This window comes from Streptomyces sp. NPDC001157, assembly GCF_053598255.1.
In genome coordinates this window covers 87,734-110,238 of record NZ_JBSFJW010000023.1, presented here as the reverse complement: position 1 = coordinate 110,238, position 22,505 = coordinate 87,734, and the positions used below count along the sequence as shown (strand labels likewise).

Sequence of the window (22,505 nt, the reverse complement as noted above, 5' to 3'; positions counted from 1 at the left end):
CCACCACGCCACCCTTGAGGGGCCCGCCAGGTGCGGGCCCCTTTCGCGTGCCCGCGTCGGCCATGGGCGTCCGACTCTTGATCGACAGGCGGCTCCACGACCATCGTCTTTAAGTTTCAACCACTATCGTTCGGCTGTGCGCGTACTGCTGGTGGAAGACGACGAACCGGTCGCCGAGTCGCTCCGGCGCGGACTGCTGCGTTACGGCTTCGAGGTGGCGTGGGTCACCACGGGCGGCGACGCGCTGCGCCACGAGGCCCCCTACGACGTCGTCCTGCTCGACCTCGGCCTGCCCGACACCGACGGCCTGGACGTCTGCAAGGCGCTGCGCGAACGCGGCGACGTGCCGATCATCGTGATCAGCGCGCGCAGTGACGAGACGGACCGGGTGGTCGGGCTGGAGCTCGGCGCGGACGACTACGTCTCCAAGCCGTTCGGCGTGCGGGAGGTCATCGCCCGGATACGAGCCGTGATGCGCCGTGTCCAGTCCCGCACCCCCGCCGCCGAGGCCGCCGGCCCCGACCGCTACGGCACCCGCCTCACCGTCGACCGCAAGGCGGCCCGCGTCCACCTGGACGGCGAGGAGGTGACCCTCGCCCCCAAGGAGTACGACCTGCTGGCCTTCCTCACCGAGGAGCCGGGCGCGCTGATGTCCCGGGAGCAGATCATGGAAGCCGTCTGGGACGCGAACTGGTTCGGGCCGACCAAGACGCTCGATGTGCATGTGGCGGCGTTGCGGCGGAAGTTCACGGGGATCATCACCATCGAGGCGGTGCGCGGGGTCGGTTTCCGGCTGGAGATCGTCAAGGACGCCGAGGCGCCATGAACCGCCAGCTCATCCGCAGTTACATCCTGCTCGTCGCAGTCGCCATCCTGCTGTTCACCGTGCCGGTGGCGTTCACGCTCACCAAGCAGCTGCGCGACGACACCAAGGCGTCACTCATGCGCGAGGCGACCACCATGGCGCAGCTGCTGGGCAACGGCGACAAGGCGTCGTGCCAGGCACTGACGACGATGGCCAAGGCGTACGCCGAGGAGAACAAGAAAGACGAGGTCCAGGTCACGGCCACCGACCAGTGCGCGGCGGCCGTCCCGCGTCCCGCGGGGGACGCGGCCCTGACGAAGGCGCTGGAGCAGGGGCGGTCGACCACCGACTGGGGCTCGCAGTTCATCTGGGGCCGCAACCTGGTGATCACGGAACCCGCGACGAACGACGACCGGGTCGTCGGCGCCGTACGGATCGTCTACTCCACGTCGAGCCTCACCCACAGGCTGTGGACGATCTGGGCGTTTCGAGCGGGCCTTGCGGTGACGGTGCTCGGTGTGGCGGCACTGATCGGCGCGGTCGCGGCTCGCCGGATCACCGCCCCGCTGCGCGAACTCAACGGCATGGCAAGCAAGTTCAGCGACGGCGACCTGACCGCCCGCTCCCCGGTGACGGGCCCGCCGGAGACGCAGACGCTCGCCCGCACTCTCAATCAGGGCGCGGAACGCCTCGACACCCTGGTGGCGTCCCAGCGGATCTTCGTGGCGGACGCCTCCCACCAACTTCGCACCCCCCTCACGGCGTTGAGGCTCTCGCTGGACAACATCGCGGACGGGGTGGACGACGAGTTCGTACGGGAGGACGTGGAGCAGGCGACCGCCGAAGTGGTCCGGATGAGCCGGCTGGTCAACGGCCTGCTGGTGCTGGCGAGGGCGGAGGCGAAGGTGACCGCGGCCGAACCCCTGCCCCTGGCGGACATCGTGGAAGAACGCCTGTCGGTGTGGAGACCGGCCGCCGACGAGCGCGGAGTCACCATCGCGCTCGGGGGGAGTGGTGTCGACGGCCGGCCGTCTGTGCTGGCCAGTCCCGGTCATCTGGACCAGGTGCTGGACAACGTGCTCTCGAACGCGCTGGAGGTCTCGCCGGACGGCTCCACGATCACCGTCCAGATCGAACCGAAGGGCGCCGAAGTGCTGCTGTCGGTTCTCGACCAGGGCCCCGGCATGACCGACGCGGAGAAGTCCCGCGCCTTCGACCGCTTCTGGCGCGGCCAGGGCCTGACCGGGCGCTCCGGTTCGGGCCTCGGCCTCGCCGTCGTCAAGCAGTTGGTGACCGACGACGGCGGGACCGTGGCCCTGCGGGATGCGCCCGGGGGCGGGCTGGAGGTCAGGATCAGCCTTCGGGCATCTTCGAGGAGTGGTGGTTGACGATCAGCCACTTGCCGTCCCGCTTCTCGTACTCGTACGTGTAGCGGGCCTTGACGACTCTCTTCTCGCCGGTCTCGTGGTCGGTGAGCGTGAACCGGTAGACACCGGTGTCGATGGCGGAGTTGTCGTCGAGGACGTTGACGATGGTCTGGATCTTCTTGCCGACCGGCTTGTTCTCCAGGAAGTGCTGGAAGTAGTCGACGATCCCGGCGCGGTCGGTCCGCACCTTGTTGGAGACGGTGGGCAGCAGGACCGCGTCGTCCGCGTACAGGTCCGCGACCTTCTCCGGGTCGCCGGTCTGCAGCGTCTTGTTCCAGGTGTTGAACAGCCCGGCTATCTGCTTCTTGCTCGCCTTCGGGGCGGGGTCGGAGCCGGCGACGCCGACTCCGGCAGCGAAGGTACCGACGGCGGCGAGGGCGGTGGCGGTGACGATGGCTACGCGCTTGCTGAGGGAACGACGGGTCATAGCTGTCTCCAGTTTCGGTGCGGTTCCGGGTGCTTGACCTCCCTGCCGGGGGAGTGACTCCAGGCTCGCTTTTCACTGGTTAGGGCCCGTGCAACGGTCGTACAGCGCAGATCCAGGACCCATCCAACTCACGTGGAGTGACCACTTGATCACGACGGACGTACTGCTGGCGGGCATCGTGCTGCTCGGGTCCTCCGTGCAGTGGCTGACCGGCATGGGGTTCGCGCTGGTCGCCGTACCCGCACTGGTGCTCCTGCTCGGGCCGGCCGAGGGAGTCGTGCTCGCCAACTGCGCGGCGGGGGCCATCAGCGTCGTGGGCCTGGCGGGCGGCTGGCGGCGGGTGCGGCCGGGGGCGATGGTGCCGCTGTGCGCGGCGGCAGCGTGCACGGTACCGGCGGGGGCCTGGCTGACCCGCCAACTCCCCGAACCCGCACTGATGTTGGTGATGGGCGGGCTGGTGACGGTAGCCGTGCTGCTGGTGATGCGGGGCGCGCGGGTGCCTGCCTTGCGGGGCACGAAGGGGGCCGTCGCGGCGGGCGCGGTAGGCGGGTTCATGAACTCGGCGGCGGGGGTGGGCGGGCCGCCGGTGTCCTTGTACGCGGTCAACGCGGGTTGGACGGTACGGGAGTTCGTGCCGAACGCGCAGTTCTACGGCGTGGTCGTGAACGCGTTCTCGGTGGCGGCGAACGGGGTGCCGGAGCTGGGCGGGGCGCGGTGGGGGTGGGTCATCGCCGCGATGGTTGTGGGGGCGGGGGTCGGCAGGGGGCTCGCGGAGCGGATACCCGAGGGGCGAGCCCGCCTGCTGGTGTTGGGGCTGGCGTTGGCGGGTGGGGTCACGGCTGTGGGCAAGGGGTTGTGGGGGCTGTGAAACGTCCGCCGGTTGTCGCTCGAGTCGTCCGAACCGGCCACGCTCGCCCAGCGTTCAGCCGTGTTGACATCGACCACACCGCTGGACATCAACTCCACCGCACCCATGAGGCACAGCCCAACACCCGCCTGGCTCAACGTCTTTCACCGACTATGTGGAGCGTGATCCCGCTCGGGACATCACAGTGCAGCCAATCAGACCGGCCGCATCGCATTCCGCAGCTCCCGCGCCACGCCGAACACATCGACCCTCCCTGCACCGGAGGCCTCGACCAGATCACCGAGGAGTACCGGCGAGGGCAGCGTCTTCGCCCCCGCCACGCGGAGATACGAGCGCGTGGCCGCAGCCGCGTAGAACTCGTTCATCGGCGACTCCAGTGGCGGGCAGACCGCCAGGGTGTGCAGGAACGCGGCGGCCCTCCAGGCAATGTCCGGCGCGGGCTGTTCCGCGACGAGCACCAGGTCGTTCTGGTGTCGCGCAACGGCGGCGATCAAGCCGGAGGGGTCCCAGACCGCCGGGTCCGAAGGCAGGTGGTGGGCCATCGCCTCCCACGCCCACTCCATGGTGATCTTCACGTGACCGACTCTCTGGGCGGCCCCTGCTTCCCGAACCGCTCCTGAAAGTAGTCCCAGTGCTCGGCGAACTCCTCGACCCCGGCCAGGAACTGGTCGCGGTCCTCGTCGAGTTCCCGCTTGACCACGTCCGTGATCAGCGCCGTGACCGTTGTCCCCTCGGCAGCCGCGCGCGCCTTGAGGCGGTCATGGAATTCCTCGTCCAGACGAATGGTGACGTGTCGCGACATGAAATCACTGTACAGCGGTAACGCTGTACACGCCTCCGCTACCCGGTACATCACGTCTCCTCCTTCCTGCCGGCATCAGGCGGTACCGGCCGTCGACCGGATCGAAGAACACCGTCGCCGAGCGGTCGGCCCGGTCAACCACGAGGTGGACGGGGCAACGGTGACTGCCATCAAGACCCCGCCGGGATCCGCCCATTCATCGCAGTCGACGAAGTAGTCAGCCGGTGCCAGCCGCCGCACAGTTTCCCGTGGCACCCCGACCGGAACACCCAGCGCGCTCACCGCAGCCCCGCCGCACGGCGCAGGGCCTCGACTCGCTCGGTGACGTCGATGACCTCGTCGGCACCCGGCAGTCCGCCATCGCGAGGCCCTGGGAGGAACGTCTGCGGAACGGGCTCGTACAACGGCCCCTCCGCCTCGCACAGGGCGATGCACTCGCGGCACAGCCCGTTCACGATCTCGACGGTGCGTTCGTCCGCGTCGCACAGGCCGCAGGCCATGATCACGCGGCTCACGTAGGAGCGGCGGGCGGCCTTCTGCCGTACCTTTGCCTTCTTCGGGGGCAGCATCGGGGGCATCTTGTCCTCCAGTCGTTTGCGGGCGAACCCGCCTGGGTTGTCGACGACGGGCGGGAGCCCGTCGGTCAGGGCCTTCGTGATGTCGTACGTCGTCGCGCCACGCGCCAGCCATGCCGCGGCCTTGGACTCAAGGGACCGGCACTCGTCGTCGGACAGGGACATACGGGCGTCGAAAGCGCGGAGTTCTGCGAGGGTCAGGTAGGCGGTGCTGGGCTGCTCGGCGGCCTCTTCGTCCGGCTCGGGCTGTCCGGCTTCCGGGGAGGGTTCCGGCTCTTCCTCGACCCGGGCCAGCCCCGGCTGGTAGCGCTCGGTCACGTCCTTGCCGTCGCGGTCCCGCGCGAAGTCGGCCCACCACTCTTCCGACCTGCGAGTACGTGACCAGTACGTACGCGTCACCCACCGCATCGAGGTGTCCTCAAGGACGATGTGTTCCTTGATCCAGCGCAGATGGCCGGCGAGGGTGATGCGGCCGAGTGAGGTGCGTACCGCCTGCTGACCGTAGTGGGGATGCTCCGCCGCGATGGCCTTGTAGCCCATCGCGTGGCCCTCTTCGAGGTGGTCGACGAAGACAGCGATCTCGCGATCGCGGGGGCTCAGGTGTGCGAAGTCCGGGTCGGCGTGCGGGTCTTCGTCACCTACGGCGCGTTTTCCGTAGCCCGATTTGGCCATGGGGTGCGACGGGGACGGCAGCGCAGGACTAGGGTGGGCGTAAGCCACGGTTGGGGCTCCTCGATTGGTAGGAATTGAGGTTTCTCGACCCGTAGGTCAGGCCCCGGAGCCGGTGTTGGCGCACCGACCGGGGCCGAACTATTTGGTCGTTTGCCGCGAACCTAGAGCCGCTTTACGTTCCGCTGCAAGCCGATCACGGAAAGTCACCCATTCGAGGTACGACGCCTCAACTCACGTACAGACTTGGTTGGTTGGGTTGGATTTTCAACCAGACCACAAGCCCAAAAACCCATAGGAGGAGCTCGAAGCCCGCGGCTCAAGCCCCGGGCTGAACTGCGGAAACGAAGGCCGCCCAGGCGGGGGCGGCGACCCGGAGCTCGGGGCTCGCGGGGATCTTGGAGTCACGAACGTGGATGGCGGTGGCGAACGCGACTTCGACGCAGTTGCCGCCCTCGTTGTCGCTGTAGCTCGACTTGAACCACTTCAGCTGGTCGCTCACGACTGATTCACCATCCGCTCGATGAAACGGGCCGACTCATCGGGGTCGAGAGCCCTCGTGCGGATCATGCTAAGCCGCTCGGTCACACGGCTGACAACCCCCGGATCCGCCGAAAGCTCGCTGGCGAACGAGCCTTCTGTGAAGGCGAATCGCTCATGGTCACGTGTCTCCAGCAGAACCATGGGCCCCATGAGCGCGTCGCTGAAGGCCCGCTCGAACGGGAGCACCTGCACCACCGCATTGCGCAGGCCCGCCACCTCCCGTAGGTGGCGCAGCTGTTCGGCGTCCACCAGAGGACTGCACAGCACGGCCTCGTAGAGGACAAAGCTCAGCCCCACGGGCGGCTTCCGCTGGTTGAGGACCGCCTGCCGGTCCATGCGAGCGGCAACGCGCTCCTCCACCGTCTCCTCGTCCAGCGGTGGGATGCGGTTGTCGATGAGCGCCCGCGCGTACCCCTCCGTCTGCAACAAGCCGGGCACGAGGGCGACTTCGTACGACCAGATACTGGTCGCCTCCTTCTCCCGCTCCATGAAGTCCTGCGCCCGCGCAGGGAACCGCTCCCGGTTCATGAACTCCTTGGCGGCGCTCAACATCCCCCGCGCATCGCAGAGTTCGTCCGCCACGTCCAGCACGCGGGAGGTCGGCCTGCGTACCCCGCGCTCCATGGACGTGATGGTGTCCGGGGAGTAGTTGGCGGCGGAGGCGAGTTTCTCGCGCGTGACGTCCGCCTTCGTTCGCCACCGCTTCAGTTGGTCACCGGTGTATCGCCAGGCGACAGGCGGCTGGGAGTTGGAGTTGTTGGACTGCCCCGACACGACGCGCACCTCCGACCGGTACACCTGGAGTGCATCACTCCAGGTGTACCGAGCGTAGCCCCGCGGTGACAGCTATGGGACGGGGTTCAGGGAACGGTCAGCACCAGCTGGACTAGCTGGTGACGCGGTAGGCGCTGACCCAGCCGCCGATGGCGTGGTAGCCGGATCCGTCGATGGTGATCGAGCCCCCGGTGCAGTCGGCGTTGTCCCACAGCTCCACCTTGACGTCGGCGCCGTTGGCGCGGGCGGAGCGGACGTTGTCGTTCCAGTTGTCGCCGACGTAGTGGCACTCCCCGGTGTTTCCGGTGAACGTCGTGTTCGGGCCCTCCCAGTCGGTGTCCGAGTAGGCGGTCCAGCTGCCGGTCGACAGACGGGCGTGGGAGGACGAGGACGTGAGGGCCTGGGCGGATGCCGGGTAGGCGGTGACGGCCGTGGCGGCCAGGACCGCGGCCGTGGCCGCGAACGTGCGCAAGACGGGCATGACGTCTCCTTCGATGACAGGGTTGTGGCCGTGCTCCGCTGCCTGCCAGGCCTCTTCGAAGCCCCCGTTGTACGACCGCAGCGTCGCTGGTCTGTCACCGAAGATCGCAGCCCGGAACATGCCCCGGCAACGCCCTTCGATCCTGCTCGAATCCGCGCCGGATCGGGCTGCTCGACCGGATCGCGCTAGTTGCCCGACCCCATGCCCAGTGGCCCGCCGATCTCCTCCGCCATGACCTTGCCCGCCTCGAACTCCAGCGTCTCGTCGCCCATCGGCGTCTGGTCCGTGTCCAGGCCGTCCAGTTCCTCAAGGGGCTGGTTCAGGCGGACATGGGCCACCACCGACTGCAGGGCGCGCAGGGTTGCCGAGGCCGTCGAGCCCCAGTTGGAGAAGTAGGAGAACTGCCACCACCACAGGGCTTCCGTGGTGCGGCCCGCGCGGTAGTGGGCCATGCCGTGGCGGAGGTCGGTGATGACGTCGGTGAGGTCGTCGGAGATACGGGCCGGGACCGGGGCCTTGCGCGGCTCGTAGGGGTCGAAGACCTCCGAGTAGACGTCGATCGGGTCCAGGAGGCGGGCGAGGTTCTCGCGGAGTTCGTCCACGTCGACGTCCGGGCCCGTGTCGGGCTCGTAGCGCTCGTCGGGGACGATGTCCTCGTGCGCGCCGAGGCGGCCGCCGGCCAGGAGGAGCTGGGAGACCTCCAGGAGAAGGAAGGGGACGGCCGAGTCGGGCTCGTCGCCCTTCGCCACCTCCGTGACGGCCACCAGGAAGCTCTCTACCTGGTCCGCGATCTGGACCGCGAAGTCGTCCGGGTCCTGCGTCGCGTCATGCAGCGTGGCGTCAGACATCTAGGAGTCGTCTCCCCTCGAAGGCGCGGCCGAGGGTCACCTCGTCCGCGTATTCCAGGTCTCCGCCCACCGGGAGGCCGCTGGCCAGGCGGGTGACCTTGAGGCCCATGGGCTTGATCATGCGGGCGAGGTAGGTCGCTGTGGCCTCGCCCTCCAGGTTCGGGTCCGTGGCCAGGATCAGTTCCGTGACCGTCCCGTCGGCCAACCGCGCGAGAAGTTCCCGTATACGGAGGTCGTCGGGACCCACACCCTCGATGGGGCTGATCGCGCCCCCGAGTACGTGGTAACGGCCGCGGAACTCGCGGGTGCGCTCGATGGCCACGACATCCTTGGGTTCCTCGACCACGCAGATCACCGACGGGTCGCGGCGGCTGTCGCGGCAGATGTTGCACAGCTCTTCCTGTGCGACGTTGCCGCAGGTCGCGCAGAAGCGGACCTTCGCCTTGACCTCCATCAGGGCCTGCGCGAGCCGCCGTACATCCGTCGGTTCCGCCTGCAGGATGTGGAAGGCGATCCGCTGGGCGCTCTTGGGACCGACGCCGGGCAGCCGCCCCAGCTCGTCGATCAGGTCCTGCACCACGCCTTCGTACACGGACTGCCGTCCTTCCCGGGGTTCCTTACAAGTACGTACGGTAGTTGGCCCACGCCCCTCTTAGAAAGGCAGGCCCGGGATACCGCTGCCGCCGCCCAGGCCCTGGGCCAGCGGGCCCAGCTTCTGCTGCTGGAGGTTCTGGGCGTTCTCGTTGGCCGCCTGGACCGCCGCGACGATCAGGTCCGCCAGCGTCTCGGTGTCGTCCGGGTCGACCGCCTTCGGGTCGATCTTCAGAGCGCGCAGCTCGCCGGAGCCGGTGACGGTGGCCTTCACCAGGCCGCCGCCCGCCTGTCCGTCCACCTCGGTCTGCGCCAGTTCCTCCTGCGCCCGCTGCAGGTCCTGCTGCATCTTCTGGGCCTGCTGGAGCAGCTGCTGCATATTGGGCTGGCCACCACCGGGAATCACGATCAGCTCCTGGTTTCGTACGGCTGTATGGGCGAGGTCTTCCCGCCTGCCCTGAGCCTACGTGGTCCAGGCAGCCATCGCCCCAGCACTCTTTCGAGTGAGGTGTTGCCGAGTCCTATACCTGATCAAGCCCCTCTTCCGGGCGGAATAGAGGTGAATTCGGGGGCTCAGCCACCCATTGGGCGGTAGGAAGGGTCGGGCACATCAGGATCGGGTGTCACGCAACGTGTTCGGTCGTGGTCAGCCTCGTGATCAGTCTCGTGATCAGCGTCGTGATCAGTCGTGATCAGTAGGGAGTGCCGTGTGGGTCAGCCGGAGATGCAGCCCGAGGGGCCGGCTCAGGACGGGCGGGGCGAGGGAGCGGCCGGACTGCGGCCGGGCGATCTGATCGGGCGGTCGTTCCCGCTGGGGGACTGGGGCGAGCCGGCCGAGCGGCTGCACGAGCTGTATCTGTGGGTGGAGCGAGGGGCGCTGCAGACGGCGGCCTGGTATCTCGCGGACCGCGTGTGGAAGCGGCGGACCGCGCGGGCGCTGCGCACGGGGGCCGCACTGGGGGCAGTGACCGGGGCCGCGCTGCCGCTGCTGGATCTGACCGGGGTGATCGCCGGGCTGGCCGCCTGGGGGTATCTGGCGCTGCTGTTCGCCGTGGCGTGTGTGGCCGTGGACCGGTTCTTCGGTGTGACCTCGGGCTGGATAAGGGATGTGGCGACCGCGCAGGCCGTGCAGCGGCGGCTGCAGGTGCTGCAGTTCGACTGGGCCTCGGAGAGTGTGCGGGAGGTGCTGGGGCCCGCGGAGGGCACGGCGAGCGAGGCCACCGAGCGGTGCCTGTCGGTGCTGCGGCGCTTCTCGGAGGACGTGACGGAGCTGGTGCGCGCGGAGACGGCCGACTGGATGGTGGAGTTCCGGACCGGCTCGGCGCCGATGGGGATCCAGTCCGCGTCGGCCGGGGGCGGTCGGCAGGAGATGAGCAGCGCGCAGGGGCGCTTCCCGCTGCCTCCGGGGGCGGGCTCGCGCCCGAACATGCCGCGCCAGCGGCCGCCCGAGCCTCGGTGACAGCCGGTGCCCCGCTGTTCCGCCGGGGCGTCCGACGCACGCAGGAGGGAGGCGTGAGGAGGAAACGAGGCGCGTGTGAAAGATATCGAAGCGCTTCACATAACGCGTTGTGATCCGACGACACCTGTCGGTATCCTCCAACATCCTTTAAGGAAAGGCCTGTTGGCGACGTTGGGGGCTTTTGCATGGCTGCGGCGCACGACGACCTCGACGGTTTCCCGGACGACAGCAAGGCCGACGTCTTCGTACAGCGGTTCTCGACGGCGGTGGCTCCCGCGAACCGCGCTCACCTGGCCACGAAGCCCCCGATGATCCTGCTGCGCGTCCCGGGCGACCGCGACGCCTACGAGGCAGGTACCCACCGGGTCGTCGAAGCCCTTCGCCGGGCCCTAGACCAAAGGGGACCGCTCGTTCCGTATGCGCATCTCGGCGCCGCGGAGGAGGACGACGTGCTGTTGTCCGAGCGCGCCGGGCTCGTGCTGCAGGACGCGCCGCCGGAGCACATGACGCCCGACCGGTTCCCGCACTTCACCCTGATCTGCGATCTCGTCGACTACATCCGCAGGGACATCCGCGCGAACCCGCAGCTCTGGCCGGGCTCACATGCAAGGCAGCTGCGCGAGTACGCCTGTGACCAGCAGAAGGCCAACAAGCGCGGCCTGTTGGGGGTGCTGCCGAAGAGCGGTCCGCCGCCGGGGAGCCTCAAGGACTGGCTGCTGCTCATCTGCTGGCTGTGGGCTACCAGCAACCTGCCCCGCCGGCTCTGGTCGGACTGGATGTCCCGCCGGGTGATGCGCCGCTGGCTCGGCGACCAGCCGGTGGCAGACGGCGGCAGCAAGCTCTTCCGCGTGGTCGACCACGTCGCCAACCTGCAGTCCACGCGCCTCAAACGGCCCGCCGACGACCCGCGCCACGAGGAGGCGCTGCAGGAACTCGACCAGCTCGTCACCCGCGCCCTCCTGGAGGACCTGCGCACGCCCAAGGTCGGCGGACTGCCCCTGCCCCGGCGCAGGCGCCGCACCGCGCGTCCCGTACTGCTGGTGGAGCTGCCTCCGGCGGGCGCGACGGGCTCCCGCGCGGCCGAGCGCTTCCTGCGCGCCCTGCACCAGGCCCGCGCCACCATGAGGGACCCCAAGGATCCCGGGCCGCTCGTCATCGCCGTGGGGCAGCCGTCCGAGGCGCTGCTGAACGACCTGGGCAATCCGGGCGAGAGTAATTTCTCGCAGGCCGGGATGCATCTCAGCCAGAAGGACGGGCCACCGGTTCTGGTGACCTTCGACGAGAACGCGCTGCGCGGCCCGGGCATCCCCATCCCTCCGGTCGAGATCGACCGCCGTTTCAAGACCAGCTGGCGTACCACGACGTCGCTTCTCGCGGGCGGACTGGCACTGGCACTTGTCGGCGGGGGGCTGGCGGTCGCCGAGGCCCTCGGTCCCACCCCGGACACCTCCTGCGTCGGCGGCAGCGAGTCCGTGGCCGAGTCCGCCCGCCGCTCCCCCATCCCCCTGGACCCCGGTGGCTGGTACAAGGCGGCCCAGAACGCGATCGACAGAGAGAACGCGCGTGTCCTCAACTACGAAAGACAGGGCCGGACCGTACGAAGGGTCGTCGTGTTCGTCTCCAACAGCCCGACGAACGAGAACGACGTCCGCTTCGACGGCACCATCCCCGAACTGCGCGGCATCGCGATGTGGCAGAACACGCTGAACACCAACGCCCAGTCCGACCAGTCCGCGGTCCCCCTGTACGTCGCCGTACGCCGCACCGGCGAGGGGTTCCGCAACGCGGTCGCCGCGGCGCGCGACCTCGTCACCGAGGTCAGGGCCGAGCGACCGGGCACGAAGGGATCCGACAAGGTCGTCGGCGTCCTCGCGTACGCGCAGAGCCGGGAGGAGACCCGCGCCGCCCTCGACGTACTGGGCCAGGCCCGGATCCCCACCATCGGCACCACCGCGACCGCCGACGAGATGCTGTCAGGCGCCGCGGGCCGCAGCTACTGGCCCTTCACTCCGAGCAACAGCCGCGAGGCCAGGATCGAGTCGTCCTTCGCGAGCCGGAAGAACATCGTGGCCCGGGCGGACAACCCGAACGCGTGCACGCCCGCCAAGAACGCCATCGTGATCGAGAGCTCCGCCGACCTCTACAGCGGCAGCCTCGCCTCGAAATTCCTGGCGGACTTCCCCGGCACCCACCAGATCTTCAACTTCAACCAGGACGACGACTTCGACCCCCCGGCGCCCGACGGTGCCGAGAACCAGTCCAACCCCGACGCGCTGGCCCGACGGATCTGCCAGGCGCTGAAGGCCAGGCCCGAGTCGGTGGTGTACTGGTCGGCGCGGGCCAAGGACTTCACTGCGTTCGTCAACTCCATGCACACGGAGGGAACCTGCACCACGAACGCCATCACGGTTCTCGGCGGCAACGAACTGACCAACGTGGCACAGACCGGAGCCTTCAAGGACAAGAACTGGCTGCGCCTCTACTACTCCGCGCACCGGCTGCCCTCCTACGACCCCCGGGCGAGTTCGAAGACCAAGCAGTTCGTGGGCTTGTACGACGACTTCGTGAGTACCACCACGAAGGGCACCGACCCCTGGCGGGAGGACGGCCACTCAGCGGTTTCCTACGACGCCTTCCATGTGCTGTCGCAGGCCGTCACCGACGCCGGGCAGGACGACCCGGCCATCAGCCGCACCTCCGTCCTCCTCACGCTCAGCAGCGGCGTCTCCTTCGACGGTGCCACCGGATTCGTCAGCTACGCCAAGGATGTCCACGCACCGCCCACCGACAAGACACTCGTCCTGCTGCGGCAGCTGGGGGACCAGCCGGAGGCGGTGGTCGCCTGTGGGGCGTACCGCCAGGGGGAGTCGAGCGCGAGCCAGGGGGTGCCGTGTGCGGGCTGAGCCGCGCATCCTGCCGGTGCGCCCCGCTCCTGCGGAACTGCCGGATCAGGACTGCGGGCTCGGGAAGGCCACCGGGCTGCGCAGACCGGCCCGGTTCACGGCCCGTACCCCGAAGAACACGTTGTCCTTCGACAGGTCCACCTCGTACGCGGTGACGTCCCCGGCGGGGACCACCTGGGTCCATTCCGGTGCCGTGGTCTCGCGCCAGACGATCTCGTAGCCCGCCAGGTCGGGTTCCGTGCCCCGCGTCCACACCAGCCGGGTGGAGTTGGTCAGGGCGGAGGTCACGATCTTCGCCCCGCGTGGTGTGCCCGGCGCCTGGGCGAGGGTCCACAGGGCGGCCGCGTTGACCCGTGCGACCCGCTCGACGAAGTCGAAGTCGCAGAACTCGGGCAGGTCGCCGTACTGCTTGCCGGTCTCGTCGACGCGGACGTCCTGGTGCTGGTGGGCGAAGTCCTCGGCCGGCTCGGTGAAGCGGGCGGCCGGGTAGGCACGTTCGAGGAAGGGGATGTGGTCGCCGCCGCGGAGGTAGCGGTCGCGGCGGTACACGACACGGACGTGCATGCCGGTCGCCTCGTTGTCGGCGACGTCCCGCACGAAGCGGGCGAGCTGGCGGGACGGGGAGTCGTTCTCGCCGCCCACCGATCTGCGGATCGCAGCCTGTTCCGGGGTCTCCGAGGTCGGGACACCCTCCGCGAACAGCCGGATGGTGTACGGGTCCTTCGTACCGTCGTCCGCCGTCGAGCTGCCGACGATGTCGTTGGTGAACATCCCCTGCACGTCCGTGCCGGCCGACTTCAACTGCTGGGCCAGATACGTCGATCCGTACAGCCCCTGCTCCTCCCCCGCCACCGCCGCGAACACGATCGTCGAGGCCGGGCGCCGTTTCGCCATCACCCGCGCCAGCTCCAGTACGACGGCCACCCCGGAGGCGTCGTCGTCCGCGCCCGGCGCGTCGGAGGTGGCGTTCATGACGTCCGTGACCCGGGAGTCGTAGTGCCCGGAGACGACATACACGCGCTCCGGCGTCACCGATCCGCGCAGGGTCGCGAGCACGTTCGTGATCTTCGTGGCGGTGGGGATGCGGGACGCCGGTTCCTGGACGTACGACTGGAGTTCGGCCGTCATCCGGCCACCGGAGGCGGCGGCGCAGGAGCGCAGTTCGGCGAGGAGCCAGTCGCGGGCGGCGCCGATGCCGCGGTCCGGGTCGTCCTGGGCGGAGAGGGTGTGGCGGGTGCCGAAGGAGACGAGCTTGCGCACGGTCGCTTCGATGCGGGCGGAGTCCAACTCCCGTAGCAGCGTGCGGAGTTCGCGGCTCGGTGGCTGTGCGGTGGCGGGCGGGCGGTGGCCCGGTGCGGCCGCTTCGGCCGGGCTCGCCGCCGTCCCGAGGGCCGCCGCGCCCGCCGCCGTCGCGGTCAGGACCGTTCTCCTGGTGGGGCTGGGACGCATGTGTTCTCCCGGGGCTGCCGATGCCGACGCTCCGCTCATCGTCATGGACACGCCACTACGGCACAAGGGCGCCCTTCGGCCCCGCCCCCCTCACTGCCTGGTGTACTCCAGCTTCTCGCCGTTGCTGGTGTTCTCACGCTGCAGGCCGCCGTCCGGCAGCAGGCTGAGCTCGGTGGCGTCGCCCGGCTTGCAGTAGCCGGAGTCGCCGGACGTCACGGTGGACGGGCCGATCTCCAGGGGGCCACCGCTGCCGGGTGCCGCGGTCAGATCGGCCTGGAACACGCAGTGGTAGGTACCGCTGCTGGTGGGGCCGTCGGCGACGAGGGAGAGGACGGGGTCGCCCACCTTGCCCTGCCGGATGGTGAGTTCACGGGTGTTCTCGCCGTCGGCGTTGGTGATGGTGGCCGTCCAGGTGCCCAGATAGCCGGTCGGGACCGCACCGTCCGAGGGTGCGGAGGTGGTGGGCTCCGCGCTCGTCGGGGTCGTCGGGCTCGGCTCGGGCTTCGAGGGCGCCGCGCTGGTCGGGGCCGGGCTCGGCTTGTCGTCGGCCTTGTCGCTGCCACCGTTCATGAGGGCGTAGACCGAGCCGCCGGCGCCGAGCGCGACGACCAGCGCGACGGCGATCAGCGCCACGGTGGAACGGCCGCTCCGGCGGGGCGGTTCCTGCGGGGCCTGCGGGACCGGGCCGGTGTAGGACGGGCCGTAGGGCGGGGTGGAGCCGAGGCCTCCGTAGCCGCCGGGCTGTGGGGGGTAGCCGTAGCCGCCGGGCTGCTGCGGCGGGTAGCCGTAGGCGGGCTGCTGCTGGGGGTGCTGCTGCGGATAGCCGTAGGCCGGGGGTGTCTGCGCGTGGGCGGGCGGGGGTGTCGGCGGGGCCTGGCCGGCGACCATGGTGGGGAGGTGGTTCAGCGGGGCGCCGCTGCCCGGCTGCCCGGGCGGGGGCGGCCCGGCGGGCGTGCCGGCTTCCGGTGCCAAGTCGTCGGCGGCGGGGGCGTGCTCGGGCGGGGCCTCGGGCGCCGGCTTCTGCAGCGAGGGACCGGCGGGCGCCGCCGTCCCCTCCTCCGGGTCTTCCGCGTCCAGCAACTGCACCGCGTGACGGCCGAGTTGGGCGACGAGCGCGCTCGGCAGCCAGGGGTCGCGCGAACGGCCGCCGAGCACGGTGTCCTCGGCTCCCGTGCGCTCCAGCACCTGGTCCAGCGTCGGCCGCGCGCCCGGGTCCTTCTTCAGACAGTCCCGTACGAGGTCGGCGATGCCCTCGGGCACCCCCTCCAGGTCGGGTTCCTCCTGGGCGATACGGAACATCAGGGCGTGCACACCGCTGTTGGCGCTGCCGAAGGGGAGGTGACCGGTGGCGGCGTAGGCCAGCACGGAGCCCAGGCAGAAGACGTCGCACGCGGGCGTGATCCGGTCACCGCGCACCTGCTCGGGAGCCATGAAACCGGGCGACCCGACGAGCGCGCCGGTCCGCGTCAGCCCGCCGTCCGTCACCGTCTCCAGCGCCCGCGCGATCCCGAAGTCGATGACCCTCGGCCCGTCGATGGTGACGAGCACATTGGACGGCTTCAGATCCCGGTGGATGATCCCGGCGGCGTGGATGTCCTGCAGCGCGTGCGCGAGCCCGGCCGCGAGGATGTGCACCGAGCGCTCGGGCAGCGCCCCGTGATCCCGCCCGACGACCTGCTGCAGGCTGGGCCCGGCGACGTACCCGGTGGCCACCCACGGCACCGCGGCCTCGGTGTCGGCGTCCAGCACGGGCGCCGTCCAGTGCCCGCCGACCTGCCGCGCGGACTGCACCTCCTGCCTAAACCGCGCCCGGAACTCCTCCTGCGCGGCCAGCTCCTCCCGCACCAGCTTCACGGCGACGGTACGGCCGCGGTCCGAGCGCGCGAGATACACATGCCCCATGCCTCCGGCGCCGAGCCGGGCCAGCAGCCGGTAGGCCCCGATGCGCTGCGGGTCCCCCGCTCCGAGCTTCTCCATGGCCGCGTCGCCTTCCCCCGTAGGTACAACAGACCGAGAATAGTGCGGTCGCGGGGGTAGTCGCCGGGAGCGGTGTCTACGGTTCCGTAACGCCGTGCGCGGCACCCCCGTCGGGCCACCCGGCCCGACAACCTGTCGCGGAAACCCCCACATGCCAGACAGGAAGCCGATACCGAGCAGGCATCGCGGGCTCCTAGGCTCACCGGCATGACCCCTCAGCCAAACCCCCAGGCCGGCGCCGCCGTGAAGGCCGCGGACCGTGCTCATGTGTTCCACTCCTGGTCCGCGCAGGAGCTCATCGACCCGCTCGCCGTCGCCGGTGCGGAGGGGTCGTACTTCTGGGACTACGACGGCAGGCGCTACCTGGACTTCACCAGCGGGCTCGTCTACACCAACATCGGCTACCAGCACCCGAAGGTCGTCGCCGCGATACAGGAGCAGGCCGCGCACCTGACGACGTTCGCGCCCGCCTTCGCCATCGAGGCCCGCTCCGAGGCGGCCCGGCTGATCGCCGAGCGGACGCCCGGCGACCTGGACAAGATCTTCTTCACCAACGGCGGCGCGGACGCCGTCGAGCACGCCGTGCGGATGGCACGGCTGCACACCGGGCGGCCGAAGGTCCTGTCCGCCTACCGCTCCTACCACGGCGGCACCCAGCAGGCGATCAACCTCACCGGCGACCCGCGCCGCTGGGCCTCCGACGGTGCGGCCGCCGGTGTCGTGCACTTCTGGGCGCCGTACCTCTACCGCTCCCGCTTCTACGCCGAGACCGAGGAGCAGGAGTGCGCGCGGGCGCTGGAGCACCTGGAGACCACGATCGCCTTCGAGGGACCGGCCACCGTCGCCGCGATCATCCTGGAGACCATCCCGGGCACCGCCGGGATCATGGTGCCCCCGCCCGGCTACCTCGCCGGGGTGCGCGAGATCTGCGACAAGTACGGGATCGTCTTCATCCTGGACGAGGTCATGGCCGGGTTCGGGCGGACCGGTGAGTGGTTCGCGGCCGACCTGTTCGGTGTCGTACCCGACCTCATGACCTTCGCCAAGGGCGTGAACAGCGGATATGTGCCGCTCGGCGGTGTCGCCATCTCCGGTGAGATCGCGGCGACCTTCGGCAAGCGGGCGTACCCCGGTGGTCTGACGTACTCCGGGCACCCGCTGGCCTGCGCCGCCGCCGTCGCGACGATCAACGTCATGGCTCAGGAGGGCGTCGTCGAGAACGCCCGGCACCTGGGCGCGACCGTCCTCGGTCCGGCGCTGCGCGAGCTCGCCGAGCGGCACCCGAGCGTCGGCGAGGTGCGCGGTGTCGGCATGTTCTGGGCGCTGGACCTGGTGAAGGACAAGGAGACGCGCGAGCCGCTGGTGCCGTACAACGCGGCCGGCGAGGCGAACGCGGCGATGGCCGCCTTCGGCGCCGCCGCGAAGCAGCACGGCATCTGGCCCTTCATCAACATGAACCGCACCCATGTCGTGCCGCCGTGCAACGTGAGCGAGGCCGAGCTGAAGGAGGGCCTCGCGGCGCTGGACGCGGCGCTGTCCGTGGCGGACGAGTACACAAAGTAGCGGCCCACGACCGCTGAGAAACCGCCTCGAACGGCCACTGCTACGCGGGTGCTGCATTTTCCGGGGGCTGTGACATCAGCGGCTTCGCCGCAGGCCCCCGGACCCCCAGCAGAAAGGCAGGTCGGCTGGGATGAACGGCGCGAACAACGCGAGGCAGACCCGATAAACAGCCGGAGGTCGAACGCGTAAGGTGGCGTGCTCGTAGATAGGTACGTGCACGCCACCCGACGCGACGAGGAGACGCCCGACACATGCCCGGCAGCAGCGGCAACGGCTCCGTGACCCGCAGCACCCTGCGGCAGCAGATCGCCGACGCGCTTCGCGACGAGGCCCTCGCGGGGCGGCTTCAGCCGGGTCAGGAGTTCACGGTGAAGGAGATCGCCGAGCAGTACGGGGTCTCCGCGACGCCCGTGCGCGAGGCGCTCGTCGACCTGTCCGCGCAGGGCCTCCTCGACGCCGACCAGCACCGCGGCTTCCACGTCCACGAGTACTCGGTCGCCGACTACCGCGGCATCATCGAGGCCCGCAGCCTGGTCACCGACGGCATGTTCATCGCCCTGGACCTGGACCAGGACCGGTTCCCGCCGCACGACGAGCCCCGTGCCGTCGCCGCCCTCGCCGGGGTCAGGCGGCGTGGCGAGGAGGCGCAGCGTGCCTCCCTGGCCGGCGACCTCACCGTGCTGATCGGCTACGACCTGCGCTTCTGGCACGAGCTCGGCACCCTCTTCGGCAACCCCTATCTGGCCGACTTCCTGCACCGGCTGCGCGTCCAGTCCTGGGTGTGCGCGGTGCAGCATCTGCGCCGGCTGTCCGATCTGCGCGGCGCCCTGTGGTCCGGCCACACCGACCTGGTCGACGCCCTGGCCAAGCGCGACACCAGGACGGCACGGGCGATCGTCGCCTCGTACAACGAGCACTCGCTGGCCCTCATCGAGCGGCTGGCTGACGAATGAGCAAGCCGGCCAGGAGCACTCCTGCCTGGGCCGTGGACCTCACCGTCGTCATCCCCGCCTTCAACGAGGAGCAGCGCCTCGGCCCCACTCTCGACGCCGTCACGCGCTATCTGCGCGAGAACGAGGGCCGCTGGGGCGAGTGGGAGGTCGTCGTCGCCGACGACGGGTCGACGGACGGCACACGGGAGGTCGTCACGGGCCTGAAGGACCCTCGCGTCCAGCTCGTCACCGGCCCTCACCACCGCGGCAAGGGCCATGCCCTGCGCCTGGGGGTCGCCGCCTCCCGGGGGCGGCGCGTGCTGGTCACGGACGCCGATCTCGCGGCCCCGATCGAGGAGCTGGAGCAGCTCGACAAGGCGCTCGGCGAGGGGAACGCGGCGGCGATCGGCTCCCGTTCCGTGCCCGGCGCGACGATCGGGGACCGTCAGCACCCGGTGCGCGAAGTGCTGGGCCGCGCCGGGAACCTACTCATACGCCGTACGACCGTGCCCGGCATCCGCGACACCCAGTGCGGCTTCAAGCTCTTCGAAGGCGACAAGGCCCGCGAGGCCTTCGCCGCCTCCCGGATCAACGGCTGGGGCATCGACGTCGAGGTCCTGTGGCACTTCCACCGCGCCGACTGGCAGGTCGCCGAGGTCCCCATCCGCTGGTCCCACCGGCCCGGCTCGAAGCTGCGCCGTCTCGACTACGTCCGGGTCCTCGCCGAACTGGCCCGCCTCCGGGCCCGCTCCCTGCGCCCCGCCGACGTCTTCGCCGTCACCCTCTTCCTCCTCATGTCGATGGCCCTGTACTCGGGCCGCCTGTTCGACCCGGACCACCGCTACCTCCCCGACTCCCTCCAGGACCAGAACCAGTGGGAGTGGTTCTTCGACGTCACCGCCCACAACCTCGCCCACCTGCACAATCCCCTCTTCTCCGATCTGCAGGGCTTCCCCGACGGCGTGAACCTCATGGCGAACACGGTCATGCTCGGCCTCACCGTCCCGTTCGCCCCGCTCACCCTCCTCGCGGGCCCGGCGGTCTCCCTCAGCGTCATGATGACACTGGGCCTCGCCGCCACCGCGGCCGCCTGGTACTGGCTGATCGTGAAGCGGGTTGTACGGCGGCGGTCCGCGGCCTTCGTCGGTGCCTCGCTGGCGGCGTTTGCGCCGCCCATGGTCAGCCACGCCAACGCGCACCCCAACTTCGTGGTGCTGTTCATGATCCCGCTGATCATTGATCGGGCCTTGCGGTTGTGCTCCGCGGGTTGTGCTGGGGTGGGCCGTCTTTCGTCTGCGGGTCCGTCGGGGCTGGTCGCGCCCCGCGGCGGAGCCGCATATGGATACAGCCCCGCGCCCCTGAAGGACGGGGTTGTGCTCGGGATTATGGCTGCGTACCAAGTCTTCCTGGGCGAAGAACCGCTGCTGCTCACCGCGATCGGGCTCGTGCTGTTCGCGGGTGCCTACGGTGTCGTACGCCCGGATGTGGCCAAGCAGGTCTGGCGACCGCTGCTGCGCGGGCTCGGGATCGCTGCCGCGGTCTGTCTTCCGATCGTCGCGTACCCGTTGGTCTGGCAGTTCGCCGGGCCGCAGAGTTATGCGCACATGCCGCACGCCGCCAGCTCGGGCAACAGCCCCCTCGCGCTGCTCTCCTTCGCCGAACGCTCCCTGATCGCGGGGAACGCCCCGCGCGCGAACGCCCTCTCGTCCAACCCCACCGAGCAGAACGCCTTCTACGGCTGGCCGCTGGTCCTCCTCGCCTTCGCGATCGTCGTACGGCTGTGGGAGCAGGCCCTGGTCAAGGCGCTCGCGGTGACGGCGGTCGGCGCGGCGCTGCTCTCGCTCGGGCCCCAGTTCCGCATCCCGATGACGGACACGGTCTACCCGGGCCCCTGGGCGCTCCTCGCCAGGCTGCCGCTGTTCGAATCGGTCATCGAGGGCAGGGTCGCGATGATCTGCGCCCCCGCGCTCGGCATGCTGCTCGCCGTCGCCCTGGACCGGCTGACGGCCACCCGCACCCCGGGCACCCAGTACCTCGGCCTGCTCGGCGTCTGCCTGGCCCTGCTCCCGCTGGTCCCGGCCCCGCTGAAGACGGTCGAACGCCCCGCGACGCCCGCTTTCTTCACCGACGGGGCGTGGCGGCCGTACGTCCGCAAGGGCGAGTCGCTCGTCACGGTGCCGCTGCCCGACGCCGGCGACGCGGAGGCGCTGCACTGGCAGCAGCAGGCCGGCCTCGGCTTCAGGCTCCCCGGCGGCTACTTCAACGGCCCCTACGGCAAAGACCGCATCGGCATCTACGGGGCCTCACCCCGCTACACCTCCGACCTGCTGAGTGACGTCCGCGACACCGGCGTCGTCCCGAAGCTCGACGCGACCTGGCACGCGCAGGCGCAGCGCGACTTCGCGTACTGGCGGGCAGGAGCGCTGGTCGTGGCCCCCGGCCCGCACGACGAGGCCCTGCGCAGGGCCGTTACCGAACTGGTGGGCCGGCCCGGGAAGTGGGTGGCTGGGGTGTGGGTATGGGACCTGCACTAGGCGCTCCGCTGGGTGTGCGGGGCTGGGCCGTCGCTTGTCCACGGCTTCGTCGTGGCTTGTCGCGCCCACCCGGCGGAGCCGCAAATGAATACAGCCCCGCGCCTCTTCGGGGCGCGGCCGCAGCCGTACCGATTACCCTGCCTTGACCGACTTGCCGTGTGAGGAGCCTTCTTTGGCCTGTGACCTGTGGCTGGTACCGCTCGTCGACGTGTTGTGCCACACCCCCGACAATCCCTTCGCCGAGGAACTCGCGCAGTACAACAACGTGCTCGCCGCCGCCGGGCTGCCGCCGGTGCCGGTGTACCAGTACATGCCGGGCCTGTCCGGCGAGGTCGCCCCGGTGGCCGGCTTCGACTACGACGCGCTGCACTTCCTGCGCCGTGTCTACCTGCTCCAGGTGTGCGGGCTGCCGGTGACCCCGGTCGACGAACTGGGCGGCGACTACGAGCAGCTGCTGGAGATGTTCGAGGCGACGGCCCAGCAGTCGCACCTCGTCTGGCACTACGACCACGCGGGCGCCTACGTCCCGGTCGACTTCCCCCAGCCCCTGTCGAACGAAGAACTTCTCGCCGGCGGCGGCCCGCTGGGCTCCGCCCAGGCGCTGCTGCGCGAACTGGAGTACGTGGCCCCGGCGATCGGCATAGATCCGGCCAACCCTCCGACGCCGCCCGAACCACCGCGCGCGCCCACGGAGCTGGAGGAGCCCGCCGTCCCCGCGCCGTACGACCCCAGCCCCTTCGCCCGCGAACGCCATGTGTGGCTGGGCCTGCACGCGGCGGCGACGCGGAGCCTGGCGCAGGGGTCGATGATCGTCTTCAGCTAGGCCCTGTCGTCGGGATCAGTCGGCGGCGGCCTGTGTGCGGTCGACTCCAGGCCGT

General features: G+C 70.1%; 21 protein-coding genes. 9 read left to right on the top strand and 12 right to left on the bottom strand.

Annotated features, from left to right (window positions below):
- Nucleotides 1-136 precede the first annotated feature (136 nt).
- Complete coding sequence (locus ACWDAG_RS31900; RefSeq protein ID WP_450699006.1) at nucleotides 137-826, top strand: response regulator transcription factor; 690 nt, start codon at nucleotides 137-139, stop codon at nucleotides 824-826.
- Nucleotides 823-2,193, top strand: a complete 1,371-nt coding sequence (locus ACWDAG_RS31895; protein WP_450699005.1) for a sensor histidine kinase — start codon at nucleotides 823-825, stop codon at nucleotides 2,191-2,193. The genes ACWDAG_RS31900 and ACWDAG_RS31895 overlap by 4 nt, the downstream gene beginning before the upstream one ends.
- On the opposite strand, the gene ACWDAG_RS31890 is transcribed toward ACWDAG_RS31895, so the two are convergent.
- Nucleotides 2,159-2,659 carry an SgcJ/EcaC family oxidoreductase gene (locus tag ACWDAG_RS31890; protein WP_450699004.1) on the bottom strand — a complete coding sequence of 167 codons (501 nt, stop codon included), beginning with the start codon at nucleotides 2,657-2,659 and terminating at the stop codon, nucleotides 2,159-2,161. The two genes, ACWDAG_RS31895 and ACWDAG_RS31890, sit on opposite strands and share 35 nt — an antisense overlap.
- Nucleotides 2,660-2,807: 148 nt before the next feature.
- Here ACWDAG_RS31890 and ACWDAG_RS31885 point away from each other — a divergent pair, with 148 nt between their 5' ends.
- Nucleotides 2,808-3,527 (top strand): TSUP family transporter, encoded by a 720-nt coding sequence (locus tag ACWDAG_RS31885; RefSeq protein WP_450699038.1) that lies wholly within the window; start codon nucleotides 2,808-2,810, stop codon nucleotides 3,525-3,527.
- A gap of 194 nt (nucleotides 3,528-3,721) precedes the next feature.
- Here the strand turns inward: ACWDAG_RS31885 and ACWDAG_RS31880 are convergent, their stop codons facing one another.
- The 9 genes from ACWDAG_RS31880 to ACWDAG_RS31840 form a co-directional block, all read right to left on the bottom strand.
- Complete coding sequence (locus ACWDAG_RS31880; RefSeq protein WP_450699003.1) at nucleotides 3,722-4,102, bottom strand: hypothetical protein; 381 nt, start codon at nucleotides 4,100-4,102, stop codon at nucleotides 3,722-3,724.
- Nucleotides 4,099-4,329 carry a plasmid partition protein ParG gene (locus ACWDAG_RS31875; protein ID WP_450699002.1) on the bottom strand — a complete coding sequence of 77 codons (231 nt, stop codon included), beginning with the start codon at nucleotides 4,327-4,329 and terminating at the stop codon, nucleotides 4,099-4,101. The genes ACWDAG_RS31880 and ACWDAG_RS31875 overlap by 4 nt, the downstream gene beginning before the upstream one ends.
- Nucleotides 4,330-4,607: 278 nt before the next feature.
- Entirely contained in the window at nucleotides 4,608-5,624 is a 1,017-nt protein-coding gene (locus tag ACWDAG_RS31870) for a hypothetical protein (RefSeq protein ID WP_450699001.1), read from the bottom strand.
- Between the two features lie 268 nt (nucleotides 5,625-5,892).
- Nucleotides 5,893-6,075, bottom strand: a complete 183-nt coding sequence (locus ACWDAG_RS31865; RefSeq protein ID WP_450699000.1) for a DUF397 domain-containing protein — start codon at nucleotides 6,073-6,075, stop codon at nucleotides 5,893-5,895.
- Complete coding sequence (locus ACWDAG_RS31860) at nucleotides 6,072-6,890, bottom strand: helix-turn-helix domain-containing protein (RefSeq protein ID WP_450698999.1); 819 nt, start codon at nucleotides 6,888-6,890, stop codon at nucleotides 6,072-6,074. Before ACWDAG_RS31860 ends, ACWDAG_RS31865 begins: the two co-directional genes overlap by 4 nt.
- Nucleotides 6,891-7,002: 112 nt before the next feature.
- On the bottom strand, nucleotides 7,003-7,371 hold the full coding sequence (locus ACWDAG_RS31855; protein WP_450698998.1) for a peptidase inhibitor family I36 protein: 369 nt from the start codon (nucleotides 7,369-7,371) through the stop codon (nucleotides 7,003-7,005).
- A gap of 185 nt (nucleotides 7,372-7,556) precedes the next feature.
- Complete coding sequence (locus ACWDAG_RS31850; RefSeq protein WP_450698997.1) at nucleotides 7,557-8,219, bottom strand: DUF5063 domain-containing protein; 663 nt, start codon at nucleotides 8,217-8,219, stop codon at nucleotides 7,557-7,559.
- A complete protein-coding gene (gene recR, locus ACWDAG_RS31845; protein ID WP_099930378.1) occupies nucleotides 8,212-8,811 on the bottom strand; it encodes a recombination mediator RecR in 600 nt (199 codons plus the stop codon). Before recR ends, ACWDAG_RS31850 begins: the two co-directional genes overlap by 8 nt.
- Nucleotides 8,812-8,871: 60 nt before the next feature.
- Entirely contained in the window at nucleotides 8,872-9,216 is a 345-nt protein-coding gene (locus tag ACWDAG_RS31840; protein ID WP_232649307.1) for a YbaB/EbfC family nucleoid-associated protein, read from the bottom strand.
- A 303-nt stretch (nucleotides 9,217-9,519) separates the two neighbouring features.
- On the opposite strand from ACWDAG_RS31840, the gene ACWDAG_RS31835 reads away from it, so the two are divergent.
- Both ACWDAG_RS31835 and ACWDAG_RS31830 read left to right on the top strand, forming a co-directional pair.
- Nucleotides 9,520-10,269: an SLATT domain-containing protein gene (locus tag ACWDAG_RS31835; protein ID WP_450698996.1), complete on the top strand. Its 750-nt coding sequence runs from the start codon at nucleotides 9,520-9,522 to the stop codon at nucleotides 10,267-10,269.
- 185 nt (nucleotides 10,270-10,454) lie between these two features.
- The gene (locus tag ACWDAG_RS31830) at nucleotides 10,455-13,172 is read left to right on the top strand and encodes an ABC transporter substrate-binding protein (protein WP_450698995.1); all 2,718 of its coding nucleotides are present in this window, start codon (nucleotides 10,455-10,457) and stop codon (nucleotides 13,170-13,172) included.
- A gap of 45 nt (nucleotides 13,173-13,217) precedes the next feature.
- On the opposite strand, the gene ACWDAG_RS31825 is transcribed toward ACWDAG_RS31830, so the two are convergent.
- Entirely contained in the window at nucleotides 13,218-14,621 is a 1,404-nt protein-coding gene (locus ACWDAG_RS31825; RefSeq protein ID WP_450698994.1) for a M20/M25/M40 family metallo-hydrolase, read from the bottom strand.
- A 90-nt stretch (nucleotides 14,622-14,711) separates the two neighbouring features.
- On the bottom strand, nucleotides 14,712-16,598 hold the full coding sequence (locus tag ACWDAG_RS31820) for a protein kinase domain-containing protein (RefSeq protein ID WP_450698993.1): 1,887 nt from the start codon (nucleotides 16,596-16,598) through the stop codon (nucleotides 14,712-14,714).
- A gap of 207 nt (nucleotides 16,599-16,805) precedes the next feature.
- On the opposite strand from ACWDAG_RS31820, the gene ACWDAG_RS31815 reads away from it, so the two are divergent.
- From ACWDAG_RS31815 to ACWDAG_RS31800, 4 genes are all read left to right on the top strand, one after another.
- On the top strand, nucleotides 16,806-18,161 hold the full coding sequence (locus tag ACWDAG_RS31815; protein ID WP_450698992.1) for an aminotransferase class III-fold pyridoxal phosphate-dependent enzyme: 1,356 nt from the start codon (nucleotides 16,806-16,808) through the stop codon (nucleotides 18,159-18,161).
- 251 nt (nucleotides 18,162-18,412) lie between these two features.
- The gene (locus tag ACWDAG_RS31810) at nucleotides 18,413-19,114 is read left to right on the top strand and encodes a GntR family transcriptional regulator (RefSeq protein WP_450698991.1); all 702 of its coding nucleotides are present in this window, start codon (nucleotides 18,413-18,415) and stop codon (nucleotides 19,112-19,114) included.
- Nucleotides 19,111-21,627 carry a dolichyl-phosphate beta-glucosyltransferase gene (locus ACWDAG_RS31805; protein WP_450698990.1) on the top strand — a complete coding sequence of 839 codons (2,517 nt, stop codon included), beginning with the start codon at nucleotides 19,111-19,113 and terminating at the stop codon, nucleotides 21,625-21,627. The genes ACWDAG_RS31810 and ACWDAG_RS31805 overlap by 4 nt, the downstream gene beginning before the upstream one ends.
- 172 nt (nucleotides 21,628-21,799) lie before the next feature.
- Nucleotides 21,800-22,450, top strand: a complete 651-nt coding sequence (locus ACWDAG_RS31800; protein WP_450698989.1) for a hypothetical protein — start codon at nucleotides 21,800-21,802, stop codon at nucleotides 22,448-22,450.
- The last annotated feature ends 55 nt before the right edge of the window (nucleotides 22,451-22,505 follow it).

What these genes read in the sequence shown, in the direction of transcription:
- ACWDAG_RS31890 (WP_450699004.1), bottom strand. Translation starts at nt 2,659, where the DNA reads ATGACCCGTCGTTCCCTCAGCAAGCGCGTAGCCATCGTCACCGCCACC.
- ACWDAG_RS31895 (WP_450699005.1), top strand. Translation starts at nt 823, where the DNA reads ATGAACCGCCAGCTCATCCGCAGTTACATCCTGCTCGTCGCAGTCGCC.
- ACWDAG_RS31855 (WP_450698998.1), bottom strand. Translation starts at nt 7,371, where the DNA reads ATGCCCGTCTTGCGCACGTTCGCGGCCACGGCCGCGGTCCTGGCCGCC.
- ACWDAG_RS31815 (WP_450698992.1), top strand. Translation starts at nt 16,806, where the DNA reads ATGACCCCTCAGCCAAACCCCCAGGCCGGCGCCGCCGTGAAGGCCGCG.
- ACWDAG_RS31875 (WP_450699002.1), bottom strand. Translation starts at nt 4,329, where the DNA reads ATGTCGCGACACGTCACCATTCGTCTGGACGAGGAATTCCATGACCGC.
- ACWDAG_RS31850 (WP_450698997.1), bottom strand. Translation starts at nt 8,219, where the DNA reads ATGTCTGACGCCACGCTGCATGACGCGACGCAGGACCCGGACGACTTC.
- ACWDAG_RS31825 (WP_450698994.1), bottom strand. Translation starts at nt 14,621, where the DNA reads ATGCGTCCCAGCCCCACCAGGAGAACGGTCCTGACCGCGACGGCGGCG.
- ACWDAG_RS31820 (WP_450698993.1), bottom strand. Translation starts at nt 16,598, where the DNA reads ATGGAGAAGCTCGGAGCGGGGGACCCGCAGCGCATCGGGGCCTACCGG.
- ACWDAG_RS31810 (WP_450698991.1), top strand. Translation starts at nt 18,413, where the DNA reads ATGCCCGGCAGCAGCGGCAACGGCTCCGTGACCCGCAGCACCCTGCGG.
- ACWDAG_RS31830 (WP_450698995.1), top strand. Translation starts at nt 10,455, where the DNA reads ATGGCTGCGGCGCACGACGACCTCGACGGTTTCCCGGACGACAGCAAG.
- ACWDAG_RS31805 (WP_450698990.1), top strand. Translation starts at nt 19,111, where the DNA reads ATGAGCAAGCCGGCCAGGAGCACTCCTGCCTGGGCCGTGGACCTCACC.